Annotated in this window: 19 protein-coding genes; 2 read left to right on the forward strand and 17 right to left on the reverse strand. The window is 40.1% G+C overall.

All coding sequences use genetic code 11. From position 1 onward, the window contains the following. Positions 1 to 76: 76 nt before the first annotated feature. A complete protein-coding gene (locus JIN86_RS00155) occupies positions 77 to 847 on the forward strand; it encodes a TSUP family transporter (RefSeq protein ID WP_202340956.1) in 771 nt (256 codons plus the stop codon). A 40-nt stretch (positions 848 to 887) separates the two neighbouring features. On the opposite strand, the gene panF is transcribed toward JIN86_RS00155, so the two are convergent. From panF to JIN86_RS00235, 16 genes are all read right to left on the reverse strand, one after another. Further along, positions 888 to 2,333 carry a sodium/pantothenate symporter gene (gene panF / locus JIN86_RS00160; protein WP_202340957.1) on the reverse strand — a complete coding sequence of 482 codons (1,446 nt, stop codon included), beginning with the start codon at positions 2,331 to 2,333 and terminating at the stop codon, positions 888 to 890. After that, positions 2,333 to 2,596 (reverse strand): YhdT family protein, encoded by a 264-nt coding sequence (locus JIN86_RS00165; protein ID WP_009371718.1) that lies wholly within the window; start codon positions 2,594 to 2,596, stop codon positions 2,333 to 2,335. Before JIN86_RS00165 ends, panF begins: the two co-directional genes overlap by 1 nt. A gap of 250 nt (positions 2,597 to 2,846) precedes the next feature. Further along, positions 2,847 to 2,978 (reverse strand): Rossmann-fold NAD(P)-binding domain-containing protein, encoded by a 132-nt coding sequence (locus JIN86_RS23690; RefSeq protein ID WP_255538087.1) that lies wholly within the window; start codon positions 2,976 to 2,978, stop codon positions 2,847 to 2,849. Positions 2,979 to 3,113: 135 nt separating this feature from the next. Continuing rightward, positions 3,114 to 4,589, reverse strand: coding sequence for a class I adenylate-forming enzyme family protein (locus JIN86_RS00175; RefSeq protein ID WP_202340958.1), 1,476 nt, complete (start codon positions 4,587 to 4,589; stop codon positions 3,114 to 3,116). A gap of 15 nt (positions 4,590 to 4,604) precedes the next feature. Then, complete coding sequence (gene fabG, locus JIN86_RS00180) at positions 4,605 to 5,336, reverse strand: 3-oxoacyl-ACP reductase FabG (protein ID WP_202340959.1); 732 nt, start codon at positions 5,334 to 5,336, stop codon at positions 4,605 to 4,607. Continuing rightward, the gene (phaZ, locus tag JIN86_RS00185; RefSeq protein ID WP_202340960.1) at positions 5,320 to 6,231 is read right to left on the reverse strand and encodes an intracellular short-chain-length polyhydroxyalkanoate depolymerase; all 912 of its coding nucleotides are present in this window, start codon (positions 6,229 to 6,231) and stop codon (positions 5,320 to 5,322) included. Before phaZ ends, fabG begins: the two co-directional genes overlap by 17 nt. Before the next feature lie 12 nt (positions 6,232 to 6,243). Beyond that, the gene (locus JIN86_RS00190; protein ID WP_004227892.1) at positions 6,244 to 7,248 is read right to left on the reverse strand and encodes a 3-oxoacyl-ACP synthase; all 1,005 of its coding nucleotides are present in this window, start codon (positions 7,246 to 7,248) and stop codon (positions 6,244 to 6,246) included. Further along, positions 7,245 to 8,261, reverse strand: a complete 1,017-nt coding sequence (locus JIN86_RS00195; RefSeq protein WP_202340961.1) for a branched-chain amino acid ABC transporter permease — start codon at positions 8,259 to 8,261, stop codon at positions 7,245 to 7,247. The genes JIN86_RS00190 and JIN86_RS00195 overlap by 4 nt, the downstream gene beginning before the upstream one ends. Beyond that, positions 8,258 to 9,130: a branched-chain amino acid ABC transporter permease gene (locus JIN86_RS00200; protein WP_202340962.1), complete on the reverse strand. Its 873-nt coding sequence runs from the start codon at positions 9,128 to 9,130 to the stop codon at positions 8,258 to 8,260. The genes JIN86_RS00195 and JIN86_RS00200 overlap by 4 nt, the downstream gene beginning before the upstream one ends. A 16-nt stretch (positions 9,131 to 9,146) precedes the next feature. Beyond that, a complete protein-coding gene (locus tag JIN86_RS00205) occupies positions 9,147 to 9,854 on the reverse strand; it encodes an ABC transporter ATP-binding protein (protein WP_202340963.1) in 708 nt (235 codons plus the stop codon). Then, positions 9,829 to 10,605 (reverse strand): ABC transporter ATP-binding protein, encoded by a 777-nt coding sequence (locus JIN86_RS00210; RefSeq protein WP_131520136.1) that lies wholly within the window; start codon positions 10,603 to 10,605, stop codon positions 9,829 to 9,831. The genes JIN86_RS00205 and JIN86_RS00210 overlap by 26 nt, the downstream gene beginning before the upstream one ends. A gap of 60 nt (positions 10,606 to 10,665) precedes the next feature. Next, complete coding sequence (locus tag JIN86_RS00215) at positions 10,666 to 11,901, reverse strand: substrate-binding domain-containing protein (RefSeq protein WP_202340964.1); 1,236 nt, start codon at positions 11,899 to 11,901, stop codon at positions 10,666 to 10,668. 355 nt (positions 11,902 to 12,256) lie between these two features. After that, entirely contained in the window at positions 12,257 to 12,790 is a 534-nt protein-coding gene (locus JIN86_RS00220) for a GNAT family N-acetyltransferase (protein WP_202340965.1), read from the reverse strand. Position 12,791: 1 nt separating this feature from the next. Then, complete coding sequence (locus JIN86_RS00225) at positions 12,792 to 13,610, reverse strand: alpha/beta fold hydrolase (RefSeq protein ID WP_202340966.1); 819 nt, start codon at positions 13,608 to 13,610, stop codon at positions 12,792 to 12,794. A 206-nt stretch (positions 13,611 to 13,816) separates the two neighbouring features. After that, complete coding sequence (locus tag JIN86_RS00230; RefSeq protein WP_202340967.1) at positions 13,817 to 17,005, reverse strand: winged helix-turn-helix domain-containing protein; 3,189 nt, start codon at positions 17,003 to 17,005, stop codon at positions 13,817 to 13,819. 596 nt (positions 17,006 to 17,601) lie between these two features. Further along, positions 17,602 to 18,582 (reverse strand): diaminopimelate dehydrogenase, encoded by a 981-nt coding sequence (locus JIN86_RS00235; RefSeq protein ID WP_004227865.1) that lies wholly within the window; start codon positions 18,580 to 18,582, stop codon positions 17,602 to 17,604. Positions 18,583 to 18,866: 284 nt separating this feature from the next. Here JIN86_RS00235 and JIN86_RS00240 point away from each other — a divergent pair, with 284 nt between their 5' ends. Further along, positions 18,867 to 19,178: a hypothetical protein gene (locus JIN86_RS00240; RefSeq protein ID WP_004227864.1), complete on the forward strand. Its 312-nt coding sequence runs from the start codon at positions 18,867 to 18,869 to the stop codon at positions 19,176 to 19,178. 169 nt (positions 19,179 to 19,347) lie between these two features. Here JIN86_RS00240 and yeiL read toward each other — a convergent pair whose 3' ends face one another. Continuing rightward, the gene (gene yeiL / locus JIN86_RS00245; RefSeq protein WP_004227863.1) at positions 19,348 to 20,010 is read right to left on the reverse strand and encodes a transcriptional regulator YeiL; all 663 of its coding nucleotides are present in this window, start codon (positions 20,008 to 20,010) and stop codon (positions 19,348 to 19,350) included. Positions 20,011 to 20,091: the final 81 nt, after the last annotated feature.

Raw genomic sequence — 20,091 nt, forward strand, 5'->3', positions numbered from 1 at the left:
AATGAAAAAATGGGGTTTACAGCGTAAATAAAATTAGTTACTATTTCAGTAGTAACTAATTCTAAAGAGGTGTCATATGTTGTTTGAAATCGATGTACATATTCTCATACTATTAATTTCATTTGGATTTCTGGCAGCTTTTGTTGACTCAGTAGTGGGAGGGGGCGGTTTAATTTCACTACCAGCCTTACTATTTGTAGGGCTCAATCCAGCCGCTGCTGTTGCCACGAATAAACTAGCAGGAGCTATGGGCTCTCTCACTTCCTCTATTTCTTTCTACCGTTCTGGCCAGCTGGACATTCGCTCTGTCCTCAAATATTTTCCGCTAGCATTTATCGGATCATTATGTGGTGCATGGACTGTACATCTAATCAATCCAGCATTACTAAAGCCATTAATGCTTGTTATGCTGGCGGCTGTTGGGGTATATACGATCTTTAAAAAGGATTGGGGTGCCGTCGCTACTGTAAAAAATCTATCTAAAAAACATTTGTTTTTATTTATGCTGCTATTATTTGCTATTGGTTTTTATGATGGATTTCTTGGTCCTGGGACAGGGTCCTTTTTAATCTTTAGCTTCTTACTGGTAGGCTTTGATTTTTTAAAGGCGGCTGGTAATGCGAAGTTTTTAAATTTGGCGAGTAATGTGGCTGGTGTTTGTATGTTTGCTTACTTAGGTCAAATTCATTATGTTTATGGTCTAATCATGGGCATTGCGCAAATTGGTGGGGCTATGCTTGGCTCACGCATGGCAATCAAAAAAGGAAGTGGCTTTGTCCGCACGCTATTTATTGTTGTTACGATGACATTACTTGCGAAAAATGCCTATGATTTTATGATGCATTAAAAGAAACGCCACAGAATTTGAAATCTGTGGCGTTTTGGCGTTAAATCATAAGCTTTTCGTTTTTAAATTTATGACTAGTGGACAAACTGACAAGCACAAAAATAAAGAAGGATGCGACAATTGGTATTGTGACTGTATGCATACCAAAGACAGAAGGATAAAATCGATCAATCATAATGTACAACAACATGCCTGTAATCATCGACGCAATCGCTCCGTATTTATTCGCTTTTTTCCAATACAATCCTAAAACGACTGTCCAAATAAAGACAGCCTCTAGTCCACCAAAGGCAAATAAGTTCAACCAAACTAATAAATCAGGTGGATTGAGTGCAAAGATGACAACCGCTAGGCCTATGACTGTTGTTACAATAAAGCTTGCACGCTTAATCTCTGCATCACTAGCTTTCGGCTTCATATAATTTAAATAGATGTCTTTGACAACTGTAGAACTGACAAGCATTAGTAAAGCATTAACCGTTGACATTGTCGCAGCCATTGGTGCAGCTAAAACGATTCCTGCTAAAAATGGCGGTAATACCTTCAATGTCAGGAGCGGCATGACTTTATCACCAATTTCAATGCCCGGTAAGACAGGTCGGGCTAACACCCCAATTAAATGCATGCCAAACATGATTGTCCCTATGGCAATCGTGCCAATAAGAATCGCTTGATGCATACTTTTGGAATCCTTATAGCTCATCGCACGAACCGCAATTTGCGGAAGTCCTACAACCCCTACACCGATGAGAATCCAAAATGTCGAGACATACAAAGGTGTTAAATCTCCTTGTGCGCCAAATGGTGACACAAAGTCAGGATTTTCAGCAACCAGTGAGGCCATTATATTGTCGATGCCTCCACCTGCCACAATCGTGCCGATTAATAAAATTATTGTACCAATCAACATAATGGAACCTTGGACCGTATCTGTTAGCGCAACCGCACGGAAACCTCCAATAATCACATATACTAACACGGAAATCGCAAAAATAAACAGTGCTGCAGTGTAGCTTAAGCCAGTTAACGACTCGATTAAGCGTGCCCCCCCAACCCATTGAGCCATCATAGCCGAAAATAAGAAAACAATGATGCTAATGGCTGATAAAATAACAATGACATGGCTTTTGTAGCGTTCGCGTAAAAAGTCGATTAACGTAATGGCCTGGTAACGACGAGCAATAATGGCGAATTTTTTCCCTAATATCATGAGCACAAAATAACCTGCTGGTAGCTGAGCCATTGCCAGTAATACCCATCCAAGTCCTTTTGTATAGGCTACACCCGGTCCTCCGATAAAACTACTCGCACTGCCATATGTAGCAATCATCGTCATCGCAAGGATAAAACCACCCATTTCACGACCACCTAGGAAATACTCCTGTAGGAATGAATTAGAGGAACGTACATGCTTATTGGCCCAAATACCGATTCCAAATATAATAATTAAAAATAATAGCAATGGAAATACAACTTGCCAATGCATTAGCGATCCACCTCCTCATCATCAAATGGTACCTCTTTGAAAAAGAGTTTCATCACAATCCAGATAAGAAGGATCATAAAACCTGTCCCAGCGATACAGCTATAGAAAAACCAGGCAGGAAAACCAAATACATACGTGTAATTTTTTGGATCTCCTGAACCTAATCCATAGGCAAAGCCAAACCAAATCGCAAAGTTGACAAGGACGAGTCCAATTCCGATAAGCGCCTCTCGATGCGCTATTTTAAAGCGTTGATCTTTCACATGTAATCCCCCTTACCTACTCTATTTTACTGATATGTCGGTCTGATGGGAAGAGATGTGAGTAAATAAGGATAAGTTATATAGAAATGATTTTGTAATACTAAGTAAAATGTAAGGAGAAAAAAGTCGGTTGATTCTGACGTTTTTCATACAAACCTTACACCCCTCACGATTATGTAGACATCTACAACAAACTGATAATGGAAATATGTAAAAACCTTCGTCCATCTAGTTAGACGAAGGTTAGTAGTTATAACAGTCGCTTTTCCCAAGGTTTTAGCGTCCCGACGATATGAATAGGTGGATCCTGTTGAATGGCAACAATGACACCTTGCGATATTTCCTCATGCGTCAGCCATCTCGCATGACCTTCTTCCATCATAAAACTTGTCTTTATTGCAAACGAGCATGGAGCTTCAATTGCCCTGTTCCACCAATAACTAATGCGTGGGCCATTTATGTGTCCCTCTCTTATTTCGGATTTAGAAAGACTAGCGTATCTTCCTTCTCATCATACTTAACAGATAGATGAGTCGACAAGCCTATACAATGCCTTTTTATCGATTTTACCAACGCTTGTTTTCGGTAGTTCGTCTAAGAAAATCATTTGTTTTGGAATCTTATAACGACCTAATTGTTGATGACATAGCTCATTAAGATCATCTAATAGAGAGGCTACCTGGTGGGGACAAACAATAAAAGCTGTCACGATCTCACCCCAATAGTCATCACCTACACCAATCACGGCCACCTCCCGCACATCTGGATGCCGTAGTAGACATTGTTCTACTTCCTGAGGATAGATATTTTCACCACCTGAAATAATCATTTCTTTTCTACGCCCAACAATATAAAAATCGCCATCCGCATCCATCATCGCTAAATCCCCTGTTTTCAACCAGCCATCTTTCAAGATATTGGCAGTTTCTTGCTTGTTATTCCAGTAAAAGCGAAACATATGCTTCCCTCTTACCAATAGCTCTCCTACTTCTCCAGGTGCACAACTTTTTCCTGTATGATTGATGATTTTCGCTTCATTGAATTGCATACTTTTCCCGACAGCCCCTTTTTTTGCATAGGCACGCTCTCGGTCAATATAAAAATTATTGGGTCCTGCTTCTGTTAAACCATATCCCTCTTTAAAAAATAATCCCTTATTATAAAAAGCATCATAAATAGGATGAGGGCACGGGGCACCGCCAGATAAAAATACCTTCATAGAAGGAAATTGATTTTCCTGAAAATACTTCGTAGCAATCATTGCTTGATACATGGTTGGCACAAAAAGCGAAATGGTCGTTTGATATTGGTTCGTTGCTTGGAGAGCCTCTTCTGCATCAAATTTATCGCCAATAATGACGGTTCCTCCCGCCATCAGTAAGGGAATGCATAAAGCATTTAAGCCACCAGTATGAAACATCGGCATATAATTTAATGTCCGATCTTGAGCATGTAGACCCCAGCTAATAATAGTATTCATGGCATTCCAATTGACCGACAAAAAGGATAGCACTACCCCCTTTGGCTGACCCGTCGTGCCTCCTGTATAAATCATTAACCACGGATCATCCACATCCACGTCTTGCCTACTTGGTTGTATCTCCTTCTCATGCTGGCTAACGTGAAGTGAAAACATTTTTTCTAAAACCAAGGGACAATGACTATCCTCTTCGTATAATAGGATAGCAGGGGTCGCATCCGCCAAAATTTGTGTTAGCTCCTCCTTGCTTAAGCGCCAATTTAACGGTACATAAATGAGCCCACGTAGCCCACAGGCAAATAAAACAGCAAACAATTGGATATGATTTTTCGCAAAAACAGCGACTCTACTTCCTTTTTGTAGCTGCTGACGCTCGAAAAATTGACTCCACTTGCCGATTTCCTCAGATAATTGCTGGTAGGTCCATTGTTCCTTTGATGTTAAATTAATCAAGGCGATGTGGTGAGGTGTTAAAGCTGCACGTTTTAAAATCCATTCTTGCTCAACAAACATCTTGACTACCCCCTATCACATCATAATTGCGCCATCCACATGCAGAGTATGCCCATGAACGTAGGAGGCCTCATCAGATGCTAAAAATAAATAGGCATTGGCAATATCACGTGGTGTCCCTAAACGTTGTAGGGGGACGATTGATCGCATTTGAGCCAAAATATTTTCAGGCATTTTTTTGACCATATCTGTTTCTGTAAAGCCAGGTGCCACTGCATTAACATTAATCCCCTTACGCCCTAATTCCTTCGCCCATGTTTTTGTCATACCTACAATCGCTGCTTTTGTCGCTGCATAATTGGTTTGACCAACATTGCCATATGCTCCACTAACTGAGGATGTATTTATAATTTTGCCTCCACCTGTTGCCGCCATATAGGGAATGACCTCCTGTGTACAATGGAAGACACCTGTCAAATTGACATCTAGCACCTGCTGAAATTGATCCTCCGTCATTTTTGTCAGCATGGCGTCTCGTGTAATCCCCGCATTATTCACTAAAATATCAATCCGTCCTGCCTGTTCGATCACTGCCGTCACCAGCTGTTTAACGCTCTCTCTACTTGCAACATCTACTTGTATAAATACAGCATTTTCACCTAGTTGTTGTGCTGCTAGAATGCCTGCTTTATCGTCAAAATCGGCGATAAACACCCATGCCCCCTCCTCGATAAAACGTTCAGCAGCCGCATAGCCAATACCATTTGCAGCCCCAGTAATGATAGCCACTTTATTGTTCAAACGCATACTGTCTTCCTCCAATTTCTAAAAAAGCTTCAATTTCAGCTGTCAATTGTGCTAAATCATCGATTAACGGTGAATGCCCACAGTCTTTTAGACCTACAAACTGTGCTGTTTTGCCTAAATCCTGTAATAACTCTGCATTCATTTCCTCTGTAATCACCAAATCACGATCCCCTCGTAGCACTAAAATTGGGATATGAAGCAACATGGCCTCCCGAGAGCCTTTTGCCACCTCATTATCAACAGCGCTTATGTTAAATGTATTGAGTGCATGATATACTTCTGCTAAATTGCGCTGTGTAAGCATATCCTCTACATATTCTTGATATTTTCCTTCGTTTGGTCGATGATGCGTATAAATTAATGCATTCCATATAGACTGTAAGCCTTCCGCATTTTTTGCATCGTAGAAGCCTTGAATAAGCTTTGTTTTGGATGTATCCACCAATACCTCCTCATAATGATAGGCTCGCTTAAAGGAGTCTGGATTGCCTGTTCCTAAATCCGTGTAAAATGGATAGCCACGTGTAGAAGCAGACGCAAGTAAAATCAGTCGTTGACAGTATCCTGGATAATTTGCTGCAAACTGCATACAGACAGCTCCACCTGTTGACCAACCAATCATATCAAAGCTTTGCAGTTGTAGTGCATCCACAAATAGCTTGACATCATCACTAAAATCTTTAATAGCTGTGATTGGCTTAAGATAGGATGATTCACCAAAACCACGTAAATCTATCGCATAAATAGTGTATTTGTCGTCTAAAGCATTCATCAGAATATCCCAGTGCTTAGAAGATGTCATATTGCCATGTACCAACACTAAAGGATGACCTCCACCTGATCGCTTGCGATAGGCCATTGTCTCTCCATTTGCTAGTTGAATCGTTTTTACCATGCCATTTCCCCCTTATCCCCAACGTATTGTGATAGCGCCCCATACATAGCCAATGCCAGCACTCACAAGCGTCACAATATCGCCTGCTTGAATTTGATTTTGCTCCTGTGCTAGCTGTAGGGACAAAATTTGATCAATCTGACCAATATGTCCATAGTCTTGCAAATAATTAGACTGCTTCTGTTGTAAGCCAAGCTCCGTTAAAATATAATCATGTGCAGATCTTTTCATATGCAACATCGCTAAATAATTTAGCTGATCGTCACTGTATCCACTTTTCGCTAAAGAACTGCGAATGACCTTCAAAAAATTGCTTAAAGATTTTTGTTCTAGCCGCTCCTTCATCCCAATGGGGTCCAAAACGTCAAGCTTATATAAATTTTCGGTTAAATGGGTTGGGGTTAATGGATTTTTCGTTCCCCCAACTGGCACGACTACATCCTCTGAGAAAGAACCATCCGTTATAATATCTGCCTCTAGTAGCAGATTTTTATCATAGTTTTTTTGTAATAACATGGCACCTCCACCTGCCGCTAAATTGTACATAAAGCGCGTTCGTGGATTGCTGTAATCGATAAAATCAACATTGCGATAACCACCTGCTAACAGAATGGTTCGTATCGTGTCATCTGAAGCCATTAAGCTTTTCGCCACTTTCAACGCCATGATTGTTGTGCCGCAGCGTAATTGCACATCAAATGCCCATGCATTCACTGCACCAAGCTCCTCCTGCATTTTAATGGAGGCTGTCCAGAGTGGATATTCCTTATGTTCCTCCCCCATATAGATGACAACATCAATATCCTTAGGGTCTATATTCGCTTTTTGAATCGCCTCCTGTGCTGCCCAGATACCCATTTGCACTGTATGATCAGATTTATCAGGAATTGGCTTTTCATGAATGCCCATTTTTTGACGGATAATGTCCTCAGGAATATTGGAAACAGCCGCAATTTCCTGCGATGTCATCTTCTGTTGAGGTAGATAAATACCCGTACTTACAATACCAACTGTCATTCAAATCGCTCCTTTTCCTGAGGCAGGGGACCTGTTGTTTTTCGTTGCTTTAGCCTTCCTCGCCACTTCCAAAAGAGCAATCTTAATGAGCCAATAATACCTTTTGGGAAGAAGATAACGGCTAAAATATAGAGAATCCCGAAGAAGATAATCCAACGTTCAAAAATAGGATAATCTCGTGCAAGCCCTGACAGTGCATGTTGCGCATATTCAATGACCGCCGAGCCTAATAACGGCCCCACTAAAGTACCAACCCCACCGATAATCGTCATTAACAATGCATCCAGCGTAATATCCATGGCCATCACACTCGTGTTAACGAAGCGCAATGACACTGCATATAAGGAGCCAGCAAAACTTGCTACAATGCCTGCCACAACTGAGGCAATGACTTTATAGTGCAACGTATTAAAGCCTAATGATTTCGTCCGCTGTTCATTTTCACGAACGGCAATTAAAATACGACCTGTTGGTGAATTAACAAAGCGGTAGAGCGCCAAAAAGATGACAACCAAGCTTGCTAGCACAAAGAAATAGAAGGTCATTCGATCTCTAAATAGATCAGGTGCTCTGAATGTAAAGCCATCATTGCCATACGTAACAGAGCGCCACTTTTCAGCTAAGACTAAAAATAACCCCGAAAAGGCTAGCGTCAGCATCGCAAAAAAATGACTTTTTAAGCGTAAGGTTAATAAACCTACTAAAAAGCTAATGAAGCCTGCTAATATCATGCCTATCACGATAGACAGTACAAAAATCAAGAGTGTGTGATCGATCTGCTTCAGCATGACTGCTGTTGTGTAGGCACCAATGCCGAAGAACATGGCGTGCCCAAAGGAGACGATGCCTGTATAGCCTAGTAAAATATCATAGCTCATTGCCAATATCCCAAAAATAAAGATTTGTGTGAGTAAAATAAGTAGTGTCCTTGAATCATTGACAAAAGGAAGGATAATAAAAATGACAAGTAACAGGAAAAAAGCGAAAGCGCGTAAGGATATTTTGTTGTTCATGATGTCCGCTCCTTTCGCATCGCAAACAGCCCCTGAGGACGGAAAATTAAAACGATGGCCATTAAAATCATATTGACCGCCAGTGACAGCACAGGGACATAATAAGCCATAAAGCTACCTGCTAGCCCCACTAAAATCGCTGCAAGCAAGGAGCCGGAAAAACTACCCATACCGCCAATTACCACAACAATAAAGCCTAAAATGGCATACTCCATGCCCATTTCCGCATAAATCACACCTGAGTAGGGAGCCATCAACATCCCACTAAGTGCCGCCAGAGCAGCGCCCACCATAAAGACGTATAAAAATACACGCTTAATATGAATACCGAGAGCCTGCGCCATTTCCTTATCCTGCACCCCAGCCCGAACGATCAAGCCAATCTTCGTGCGCTTCAGCATATATTGGAAAATACCAAAAATCACAAACCCTATGACAATAATAAATAAACGATATTTAATGATGATCACATCACCAATTTCCCAGCTTCCAGCTAAATAACTTGGTGTTTTTACTGCCACCCCATTTGGACCAAAGACCACCTTAATAAGCTCCTGCAAAACGAGCATCAGCCCTAAGGTAATTAAAATTTGCTGAATATGATTGCCGTAAACAGGCGTAATAATGAATTTCTCTGTCAACAGTCCAAGCAACGCTCCAGTCACAATCGCGCCTATAATCCCAACGATAAAACTTTCTGTCCACATATAGGTAAAGATGCCCGCATAGGCCCCCCAAACAAATAACCCACCATGCGCAAAATTCAATACATCCATTAAACCGAAAATTAATGTCAAACCAGCTGCTAGCAGAAAAATTAACATTCCAGTGGCTAAGCCATTAATGATTAAATTGACCAATAGCTCCAATGTTAGGCACCCCCCTCTATCCAATACCAAGATACTTGCGTTTTAGCTCTTCATCATAAATCAAATCCTGCATATTGCCCGAATTGACTGTTCTCCCATCATCGATTAATGAATAAGTATCACCAATTCGACTAGCCATGATAAAGTTTTGCTCCACTAGAACAATGGACGTTTTCTTTTTCATTTCCACAATCGCTTCCATCACTTTTTCCACAACTATCGGAGCAAGTCCCTTGGAAGGCTCATCTATCAGTATTAATTGGCTATCATTGATAAAGGCTCTTGCCATGGACAGCATTTGCTTTTGACCACCCGATAAATGCCCACCAGCTTTTTTCCAAAACTTCTTTAAGTCAGGAAACAGCTCTAGCACATATTGCTGTCGCTCTAATGTGGCTGTATCCTCCTTGCGCATCGCTACCTTCATGTTTTCCTCTACCGTTAAATCTGCAAAAATCCCTTGATTTTCAGGTACATAGCCGATTCCTAATTTCGCCACCTTATGGGTAGGGCTTTTTTTAATCGATTGGGAGCGAAAGGCAATGTCACCCTTTGTTGCAGGCGTTAAACCCATTATCGTTTTCAGGGTGGTCGTTTTCCCTGCGCCATTGCGTCCGAGCAGTACAGTCACCTGCCCCTCCTTCGCTTCAAAATTAACGCCCTGCAAAATATGATATTGACCAATGTGCGTGTGAACCTCATTTAATGTCAGTAAGGTGGTCATCGTACAGCCCTCCTAAATATGCATGTTGCACAGTATCATTATTCATAATTTCCTCTGGTGAACCATCTGCTAATAGCTGACCATTGAACAACACCATAATAGAATCCGATAAATCCAAAATCATATCCATTTTGTGTTCAATGAGCAAAATGGTTTTATCCCCCTGCTGTTTTATGCTTCGAATAATTTCTAAAATTGTAGGTACTTCCTCTAATGACATCCCTGCAGTTGGTTCATCGAGCAGTAGAATTTCTGTATCTAACGCGAGTAGCATGGCAATCTCAAGCTTTCTTTTCTCTCCATGGGATAGCATTGTTGTCAGGGCATCTCGTTTATTGTCGAGTAACACAAGTGCCAATAACTCCTCCGCTTTGTCCGTCATCGCCTGATAGCTTTTGTAATGGCGGAATAGCTGATAACGAATTCTCTCCTTGGATTGAACGGCTAAACGAACATTTTCGAGAACCGTTAAGTTTGGAAAAACATTGGTAATCTGAAAAGATCGTCCCAATCCCATTCGAGTTCTTTCAATGGCCGACTTTTGTGCAAGTGATTGCCCTTTAAAATAAACATCACCCGCAGTTGGCTTTAGCTCACCACTAATCAAATTAAAGAAGGTTGTTTTCCCAGCACCATTCGGCCCAATAATGGACTTTAAATGCTTCTCAGGCATTTGAAAATTAACGCCATCTACAGCCGTATGTCCCCCAAAACGAATTGTTAAATTATCTGTATATAATATAGGCTCCATTCTCTACTCCCTTCCTTCTCACATTTATGTAGAGAGACAGCTATGCTGCCTCTCAATTCTTTAATTCATAACGGGCGGTGCTGTCTCTTCAGGACTAAGCTCCCGAATAAGTACTGGTACTGGATAATCCACACCATCTTGTTGCTCTAAGCGAATCGAATACATGGATTGTAGCGCCTGGTGATCCTCTTCACGGAATGTCATTGTCCCTTTTGGTGTTTCAAAGGACATACCTTCCATAACGTCGATTAACTTGTTGGCGTCTGCATCCCCATCCGATTGTTTCAATGCCTCCACAATCGCAATCGCCGCAGACATGCCGCCAGGAGTAAATAAGTCGGGCACTTCATTGAAACGTTTTTGATGTTCATCTACTAACCATTCATTGACATCATTTTGAGGAAGTGTATGATAATACACCGAGAAGCCTTCCATCCCAACCAATGGGTTCATAAATTGAAGCGCAATAATATCCGGCGCACCCGTCGAAATTTTAATGCCCTTTTCTTGAATTTTAAGATCTGCAATTTGATTCCATGGTGAATTTGCCCCCGCCCAAACCACAAACAAATAGTCTGGCTTCGCATCAATCACTTTTTGCAAATTGGAAGTAAAATCTGTTGCAGCAGGATCGGCATACTCCTCTAGTACAATTTCAGCCCCTAATTTCTCCGCTGCCGTTTTAAAGGCATTCACCCCATCCCAGCCAAACGAATAATCTGGCGCAAATGTAGCAATCTTCACACCTTTGCCTGCAATCGCCGCTGCTGCCGCATAGGCATCCTGGGATGAATTACGACCTGTTCGGAAAATATACTCATTGAACTCTGAACCTGTAATACTGTCAGCCACTGCAGGCTCTACCACCATAATTTTTTCATACTCCTCGGCAAGTGGTAGAACAGCGAGCGTATCACCCGAGCTTGAAGAGCCGACTAAAAAATCAACCTGATCATCTTCTAAAAGCTTTGTCGCTTTTTGCACAGCCACCTCTGGCTTTGTCTCGGTATCCTCATATACAATTTCTATTTTCTTACCATTGACCTCCATCGTGCCGCCTGTTGCATACTCAATGCCTAAATCAAATCCTCGCTGCGTCTGCTTCCCATATGACTCAAGCGCCCCAGTTAACGATGCAAGCACACCAATTTTAATTGTGCCACCTTCCGCAGTGACCACCTTCGTCTCCCCATCAGAAGAATCCGCTTCCGTTGCACCGTCTTTCGTTTCCCCATTACAAGCCACCAACAACACAGCCAACATCACTAAAAGAAACCAATACCACTGCTTCCTCATCCCATATCCCCCTTCAAAATAAGCTCCCTAGAAAGCGCTTTCTTGCTATGACAACACTATATAAGAGTTCAGTTACAAATTAGTTACAAGCTAAATGGCTAAAATATGAGCCACCTAGCTATGTCCCGAAAATGAAGCGAAGCAGAATGGCAACTAAACAACATTTCTAAAAACAAAAAGCAAGAATGTTTAGAAATCAACATTCTTGCTTTTTAGAGTCCACATCTATTTTTTTCCTATAATTCGTTTCTCTTTCCCTACTGCATTTAATTGCAGTGATACATTGGATTCTTATTGCTTTTTTCCTTCTGATAGCTTTATACCCCTAAATAAAGATGACTTTTAATCGTACGCTTCATGATAACCATTCTTGTTTCAACATACTATACAATAATGAATCTCGCCAAACGCCATCTTGCATTAGCATGTTTTCACGTAATATTCCTTCCTTTGACATTCCTATTTTCTCTAATACTTTGGATGATCCAATATTTCGAGGGTCGCATGTTGCATAAATACGATGGAGCTTTAATGTTTCAAAGCCGAAAGTCATCACCAATTTAGCACTCTGCGTTGCTATTCCCTTTCCCCAATAATCAGGGTTCACGATATAGCCAATTTCCCCGACTTCATTTACAAAATCCCTAATCATGATTTCTACCGCACCTATTAATGTTTCTTGATGAATAATAGCAAAAACATATCGTTCCCTTGGTGTTTGTGTTGCTTCATCGAGAGCATCCTGAATGAATTCTTTTGTATCCTCTTCTGAATTCGGTCCCCATGTTTGATACCTACTAACAACCTCCTGAGAGGCATATTTATGCACATCAACCCAGTCTTGCTGCCTGAATTCTCTTAAAAATAATTTATCATTTGCAAGTATCACTTTAATCCATCGCTCCCTCTACACGATTCAACCATTCACTCATCAGCTCGGTAAACAATTTAGGTTGTTCGATCTGCAAATTGTGGCCTGCTCTATCTAAAATGGCAAAGCTTGCTCTGGGAAACTTCTCTAGAAGTGAAAACGCGTCCTTATAGCCAACCACAGAATCTTGTTTACCCAGCAAAAAGAGACTTGGCTTATCAAAGGACTTTTCGTCAACGGCAAAGGAAAATCCGTAGCTTTGTTGAATTTTTTCTAAAAATGCCTGATCCGCTAGATTACACCCTGCCAACACCTCTGTTGAATAACGCTCCCAATTATAGGCATCTAAGACAACTTGATTAGCCATAAAATCATCTTGCTCCTGCTGACTTAATGTTGATAAAAAAGCGGTGTCTGCTTGTACAATACAATGCGGTGGCACCGTACGTTGTTCTTTTTCAGGAATGATGAGAGGGCAAATAAAGGCAGTACCTAAAAGTTGATCCACTGATTTCCTCATAATACCGCGCGCTAAATAGCCACCATAAGATTCACCAACCAACAAGTACGATTCTTGTGGAATGATTGTGTGTATCAATTCGATAATCGCTTCTAGCATTTCATCCGAGTTCTGAATCGATGAATAGTCTGTTGTCTTCCCCATTCCTGGAAGATCCAGATAAATACGTTTCCACCCTTCACGTTCTTTAAATACAGGCTCCATACAGCCCTTCATCAAACGATGATCAGGAGAAAAACCATGTAGCATGATGATAGGTATCCCTGTTCCAATTATTTCGTAGTAAATTTTCGCTTTATTTGTCTGACAAAATGGCATTGTTGTTCCTCCAAATAGGTTACATTTTTTTCTAGTTTATATTAGACTACGACACTGTGGAGCGAGTTGACATGGTTTATGAGCGGCTCTACCCTTAATTAGAGCGCTTTGTCTACTCTTAGGAGCTGGCCTCCCCCCTCAATAGGAGCACTTTCATATTACTTAGGAACAGTTCAATACACTTCACTTAGCCTAAACAACACTGGCTAACCCATTATCAAGTCATAGACTGTCATGGTAGATTCCATCGGGGTTGTGTTAAACTCCTGTTGTAATTGCTGGACACATTTTTCATACCATTTTAAGGCAAGAGAACGATTATGGAGCTGGTAGTGGCTGTACATGAGCAGGCGATACGCTTCTTCCCAGAGTGCATCCTCGCGTAGCATCTTTTCTGCGAAAAAAATGGCTTTTTTATATTGCTGTTGCCTTGTTGCATTTTGTGCTAGTCGTTCCAAGACTTCGATATATAAAAATTGTAGCTTTTCACGGTCCTGCGTTAGCCAGTCGATTTGCTTTTTTTCCGCATAGAGCGCATCCGTATAGCTCGCTTCCGCTAATAAGAGCCACTCATTGGACAGCTGTGGATCAAATTCGTCGATTCCTAAGCTGTAATAATAGTGAAAGCGTTCAACATCAATTTGGAGAAAAGCAATATTTTGTAACTGATACATATTATTTTTCCGCTGAATGAAAAAGCTCTCTTGTCTTGCATGTCGTTGTGGCTCCAACACTTTGAGTAACGTATTTAAGACCACCTTAAAGTCTCGATCCAAGGACTCGACACTACGCTCGGGCCATAATGCCTGTGCTATTTCTTCCTTTGGTGTAAAGCGATGGCGATGGCAGTAGAGGTACACGAATAATTCCTTCGATTTATCACGTTGCCATTCTTTGTCTTCCAGCTTTCGTTGTGTACGAATTACATGTAAACTTCCAAAAAGATTCATCTGTACTTCATCATGCGGATAACTAATACTATCCTCGACCTGAAAATGACTTTGCAATGCTAAGATAGCTGGATGCTCCATCTGGCATTTTTGACTAAATTGCAATAGCTCGTAAAAAACCATTCGATTGCTCGGACCAAGTATCGTTGGTCTTTGTAAGAAGTATTCATAGCCATTTGAAACACATAGTTGTGCAAACTGTTGAAAATACTGTTGAAACGGCTTCTTATTACACTCTTTCAGGGCAATCATTGATTGATAAAATAACACATGCATCAAGCCATTGCGATCACCGCACTCCTGAAATAGTTGCTGTGTCTTCTTTAATAATTGCTTCGCTCTCCCCATTTCTTGCTCAGTAAGGATGATTTTTACTTCTGCTAAAAGAATAAGCGCAGTCATCCAAGCATCTTGAACTTGCTCCGTTTCCTGTAAGCCCAGTGCTAAGTATTTCTTCGCCGCTACCATATCGCCTAACGAATGTTTGACAATGGCTAACCCCATATATGGCTCAGCCTTCACACGAGAAATATTAATGGCATTCATGAGGGTCAATGCTTTTTCATAGGCTTGACATGCCCCCTGATGATCTGGATAATCCATTAACAGCAGGGCATGAGCCTTTCTGATATAGCCAACCGCCTCTATGAAAATAGACTTCTCTTTTATTCCTCTTCGAATGCCATGTTGGGCAGCATACCAGGCTTCTTTGCCCTGACCTAACAATGCATAAACGAAAGCTGCCAGCAGTTCACTTTCGCGATGGGTTGCAACAAGCTGAGGCGGTAATTCAAGTCGCTGCGCTAATAACTCATTGGCTTCCTGTAGTTGTCCTGTTCGTAGTAAAACACGCACATCGACATTCGCTCGTTGTATGACATTCTCTGGCAATGCAACGTCCTCCATAAAGAGCTGTGCACCCTTAGCCTTCCCTAGATTCACTAAATTTTCAGCATATTGCCGTTGAAGTTCTAGTAGTTCCTCTTTGCGCAATGGTGTATGTTTCGCTAGCTCTAATGCTTTCTCAAGATATGGCTCTGCTATAGCAGGTTGAATGGTGTCTAAGTAAATATGGGCTATCCCAGCTTGAGACTTTGTCATAAATAGGTGATCACGCTGCTGCTGTGCGATAATTGCACATTTTTCATAGGATTGTTTTGCTTTTTCATAGTAAGCTCGGTAGCGATGACATTCACCCTCAAAATAATATAATTTATAAAATTTATCTTTTTCCTGTGCACTAAATCGATTGATTTTTTCGAGCAACCATTCAAATTGACCAGCATGTACGATTGATGCTGCATGAAGCTGTAGTAGCTCTCCACAAAAATGATGATCATTCGTTTTAAAGGCATGATACAGGACAGCTTGAATATTTTGAAGTTCTCCATAATACACTGCTGCTTGTTTATGAAGATCCGCATGTAGACTTGGAAACTGTCGCCATTTCATTTCTAAAAATCGACTAAACAATGCATGAAAACGATATAAGCCATCTGTTGTCACAGGTTGAATAAATAAATGACGCTGAGTTAATGCATTTAGCATTTGCGCAATCTCAGTGCCATAAAACGCTTCCAATAACTCCGCAGAAAAAGTAGGAAAAATCGCTAATTTTAAGATAGTCTCCTGCTCAGTAGCAGTCATTCTACTATAGACTTCCTCTGATAAATATGTGAATAGCTCATTTGTGGGAATCCTCAGCCAATGATCTAACGAAGCATGATGCCATTGCTCTGCCAATAAAGAGAGGCTAATGGCCCAGCCTTCAGTGATCTCTAATACCTTTTTTATTTCTGCCTCGGATAAATGTACATCTACATATTCTTCAAAAAACACCGCAATTTCCTCAGCTGAAAAGGCTAGTTCGTCCTCTTTCATAACCAGCCATCTTTTTTGCAGCCTTAATTTCCTCATAATATCCCAATTGGGTAGTGTTCTTGAAGCAATAATAAAATGAATGCTAGGTGGAGCAAATTCAATGATTTTTTCCATGAAATAATTAATAGGAAAAACATGGTCTACTAGGTGAAAGTCGTCAATCACGATAAGAAGAGGCTCGTCTATATCACAGAGGCAATTGATAAATAGCTTATACCAACGATTGAGCTCATCCATTTTAGGAAAGCGTGATAATTGATCCCACCCATCAAATGTATGACCAAATTTCGGTACGACGCGCTGTATACTAAAAAAGAGATGTCTCAAAAAGGGTAATAAATTATCATCTTCATCAGAAATACTGTACCAAGAAAATGTACTTGATTCGGTTGCAAGAAATTGAGTTAGAATGGTTGTTTTACCATACCCTGCACCGCTATGCAAAAAAGTACAAGAATGATGACGAGTTTTCTTTAGCGTTCGCATTAGTGTTGCTCTATTAATGCAATGCGTGGATGGATTGGGCGCCATACATTTTGATTGAATAACAATATCTGCTGTCATATAAACATAACCTCCATATTTTGTAAGGTTACAAAAATTTCTACAAAAATTCAGATTATTAAATTATTGACAGTTTACCATATTTTTTATGTATTTTTATAGATTTTATCCCCATTTTTTGTTTGAGGAATGGAAGTAGAATTTAGTTTGTATTTTCTTCCTAATTTTTGTACTCTGTTATATTACTAAAATTTAGAAGGAAATTGGCTAAATGAACCGCCTTTAAATATAGAGATTATACGAGTTCCGATTTTAATGGATATTATTTTAAACTGCTTTACCGAGCGGAGGAACTTGAGTGAAATATGGATATGTGGTTATTTTCCAATAGCCAAAAAGGGGCAATGTCAAAGACTTAGTATCATTTATGAAAGAAAATTTAACAGCGGCAACTAGAAAAGCTATTCTTGCTATAAAGGAAGCATTACTTCATCTTCCCACACAATACGCCTCCATTTGTATTGATCAAGCAGTCTTAGAATTTGGCATTAAACATGTAGATGAATCGTTTCATTAGCAACCTATTTTAGCAAAAAATTAGGCTTAAAAAAATTCCCGATTATCAACTCAATGATAATCGGGATCATTAGCTACGTTTATAGTAATTCTTTACGTAATTCAGCAGCTGATTTTGGCGAAAGCAGGCTGAATGGGATATCAAATACTGTTTTCGCACCTTTATCACCCGCTTGACTTAAACGGTGTGCTGCACGTGCATAAGCCACTAATACGCTAGATGTAAAGTTTGGATTACTGTCCAGTTTTAATGAGAATTCGAGAATTTGTTTATCGTTTGCACCACTGTCACCACTGCGAATGACAAAACCACCATGTGGCATACCAGTATGATTTGCTTTAAATTCATCTTCAGAAATGAAGTTCACTGTTGTGTCATATTCATCGAAATAGTTAGGCATTTTGACAATTTCTTGTTCAACCTTTGTTGCATCTGCACCTTCTTCTAATACAACCCAACATTCACGTGCATGTTTTTCACGTGTTGTTAGTTCAGGGTTTTCACCGTTACGAACTCGTTCTACCGCTTCTTTAATCGGTAATGTGTATTGAACAGCATTTTTTACGCCTTCAATACGACGAACAGCATCTGAATGTCCTTGACTTAGGCCATCGCCCCAGAATGTATATGTTGTACCAACTGGTAATACTGATTCTCCAAGTAGACGATTTAAAGAGAATAGACCTGGATCCCAACCAACTGAGATAACAGATACTTTACCAGATTTTTGTGCCGCTGCATCTACAGCATCGAAAAATTCAGGAATTTTCGCATGTGTATCGAAGCTATCAATTGTATTAAACCATTGTGCAAAATGTGGACCTTGCTCTGGTAAATCTGTTGCAGAACCACCACATAAAATCATAACATCAATGTCGTTTTGGAATTTTTCAGCGTCATCTACTAAATATACGCTCGCATTGCTTGCTACGTTTACTGTTGAAGGATCACGTCGTGTGAACACTGCTACTAATTCCATATCTGGATTTTGTGAAATGGCATACTCCACACCACGTCCTAAATTTCCATATCCTACAATACCTACTCGAATTGCACTCATTAAAAATTCCTCCTAACGATTTCGCGACTTTGTGAAAACTTTCACGTTAAATCTAATTACAATAATACTTCGTGTTAGAAAAATTCACAATAGTTTGAGTATGAGTTTTTTAAAAAGAATTTATATCAGTTTTCTATGGTTTATATCCCATAACGGTATGAATACGGTTACAAATTACTAAATCTTCCATGTACCTTAAAGTTATTGTAAAAGCCTTGTAAATAACGGCTATTTTCCCATCTAGTCTTGTACAATAAATGTAACGACAAAAGGGGGCATGTTGAATGAAAAGTACTGGTTACTCATCAAGCACAGCATTGGCACAAGGAGAACTACTTGCATTCCATATGACACAAAACTCAATGAACAAGCATAGTGAATCGATACAAAGTGGCAGTAAGCAACAAGGAGATTATCTAACAAATAATCATTTATGTATCGGTGTTTTACCTTTTGACGTTTTAGAAAACATCCCTGACCTCTCCATCCAAAAAAACAAGGTAAATGAAGTGGACTTTTACCATAGTGGAAAGGATATCGCTCGCTGGTTCATTAAAAAAAGTGAATACAACAAAAACGGATTTGACTTCATTTAAAGAAGTCAAATCCATTTTTAATTTATAACTTATAAAATTGAATTAATTCCCTCAGCTGATCTGCACTGCTCGTAGCAGTCTGAAGCAATGTGTTTCTTAGCTGTCATAACTAACAATAGTAAACACAGTGAAAGAATTGAAATAGGCAACCTTTATGGAATGGTTATTTTCATAGTATTTCCTGTGCAAGCTGCGCGAGACGTTTTTTATCAATAATTTGGTAGCCAGTCTTCCGCTTTTCTAATATCTTCTCTTCACAAAACTGTGCCAAAACATATAATAAATGGCGATAAGAAACTCCTAAATACTCACAGATTTCCGTATGTTTTTCCTTGTAGACACCTTGGTCGGCAGATAATTGGATAAAGGCTGCTAAGCGATTTTCCAGCGGATAGGCCTGATTTTGTGTATATTTAGATGTCATTTTTGTCGCTTTTTCCCCTAAAAATACACAAAGTCTACGTAAAAACAAAGCATCCGCAAGTAACTTCTCCTTACATGACTGTGTAATCGAATAGCAAATTGTTTTGGTGACGGTTTGTATCCCCTTTGTGTACCTAGCCTCATTTAACAATTCAATTTCCCCCATAAAAAGAGGAGCTTCTAGGTATTCAATAAGTGAAACCTTCCCATTTTTATGTGTCATATAGAGCTTCGCCTTTCCTTCTATCATGTAATACACGGTGTCTGGAAAGGAGCCTTCCTGGAAGATCCACTCCCCCTTGTCAAACTGGCGGACTTCTAAATAGGGATTGATATCAAATGAGAAAAAATCATCAATCGGATATTTTTCAAGATAATGGGTACGGGCTTCAGCTGTTAAAATATGCATTTTTTACTCTCCCCTATAAAAAATATGAGATATCTCACATTATTGTAGCGATGAACATGCTATTATTCAACATAGTTAATG

The organism is Lysinibacillus sp. HST-98, assembly GCF_016757845.1.
GTDB classification, from domain to species: domain Bacteria; phylum Bacillota; class Bacilli; order Bacillales_A; family Planococcaceae; genus Lysinibacillus; species Lysinibacillus capsici.

What these genes read in the sequence shown, in the direction of transcription:
- JIN86_RS00155 (WP_202340956.1), top strand. Translation starts at nt 77, where the DNA reads ATGTTGTTTGAAATCGATGTACATATTCTCATACTATTAATTTCATTT.
- panF (WP_202340957.1), bottom strand. Translation starts at nt 2,333, where the DNA reads ATGCATTGGCAAGTTGTATTTCCATTGCTATTATTTTTAATTATTATA.
- JIN86_RS23690 (WP_255538087.1), bottom strand. Translation starts at nt 2,978, where the DNA reads ATGATGGAAGAAGGTCATGCGAGATGGCTGACGCATGAGGAAATATCG.
- JIN86_RS00175 (WP_202340958.1), bottom strand. Translation starts at nt 4,589, where the DNA reads ATGTTTGTTGAGCAAGAATGGATTTTAAAACGTGCAGCTTTAACACCT.
- fabG (WP_202340959.1), bottom strand. Translation starts at nt 5,336, where the DNA reads ATGCGTTTGAACAATAAAGTGGCTATCATTACTGGGGCTGCAAATGGT.
- phaZ (WP_202340960.1), bottom strand. Translation starts at nt 6,231, where the DNA reads ATGGTAAAAACGATTCAACTAGCAAATGGAGAGACAATGGCCTATCGC.
- JIN86_RS00190 (WP_004227892.1), bottom strand. Translation starts at nt 7,248, where the DNA reads ATGACAGTTGGTATTGTAAGTACGGGTATTTATCTACCTCAACAGAAG.
- JIN86_RS00195 (WP_202340961.1), bottom strand. Translation starts at nt 8,261, where the DNA reads ATGAACAACAAAATATCCTTACGCGCTTTCGCTTTTTTCCTGTTACTT.
- JIN86_RS00205 (WP_202340963.1), bottom strand. Translation starts at nt 9,854, where the DNA reads ATGACCACCTTACTGACATTAAATGAGGTTCACACGCACATTGGTCAA.
- JIN86_RS00210 (WP_131520136.1), bottom strand. Translation starts at nt 10,605, where the DNA reads ATGGAGCCTATATTATATACAGATAATTTAACAATTCGTTTTGGGGGA.
- JIN86_RS00215 (WP_202340964.1), bottom strand. Translation starts at nt 11,901, where the DNA reads ATGAGGAAGCAGTGGTATTGGTTTCTTTTAGTGATGTTGGCTGTGTTG.
- JIN86_RS00225 (WP_202340966.1), bottom strand. Translation starts at nt 13,610, where the DNA reads ATGCCATTTTGTCAGACAAATAAAGCGAAAATTTACTACGAAATAATT.
- JIN86_RS00230 (WP_202340967.1), bottom strand. Translation starts at nt 17,005, where the DNA reads ATGACAGCAGATATTGTTATTCAATCAAAATGTATGGCGCCCAATCCA.
- JIN86_RS00235 (WP_004227865.1), bottom strand. Translation starts at nt 18,582, where the DNA reads ATGAGTGCAATTCGAGTAGGTATTGTAGGATATGGAAATTTAGGACGT.
- JIN86_RS00240 (WP_004227864.1), top strand. Translation starts at nt 18,867, where the DNA reads ATGAAAAGTACTGGTTACTCATCAAGCACAGCATTGGCACAAGGAGAA.
- yeiL (WP_004227863.1), bottom strand. Translation starts at nt 20,010, where the DNA reads ATGCATATTTTAACAGCTGAAGCCCGTACCCATTATCTTGAAAAATAT.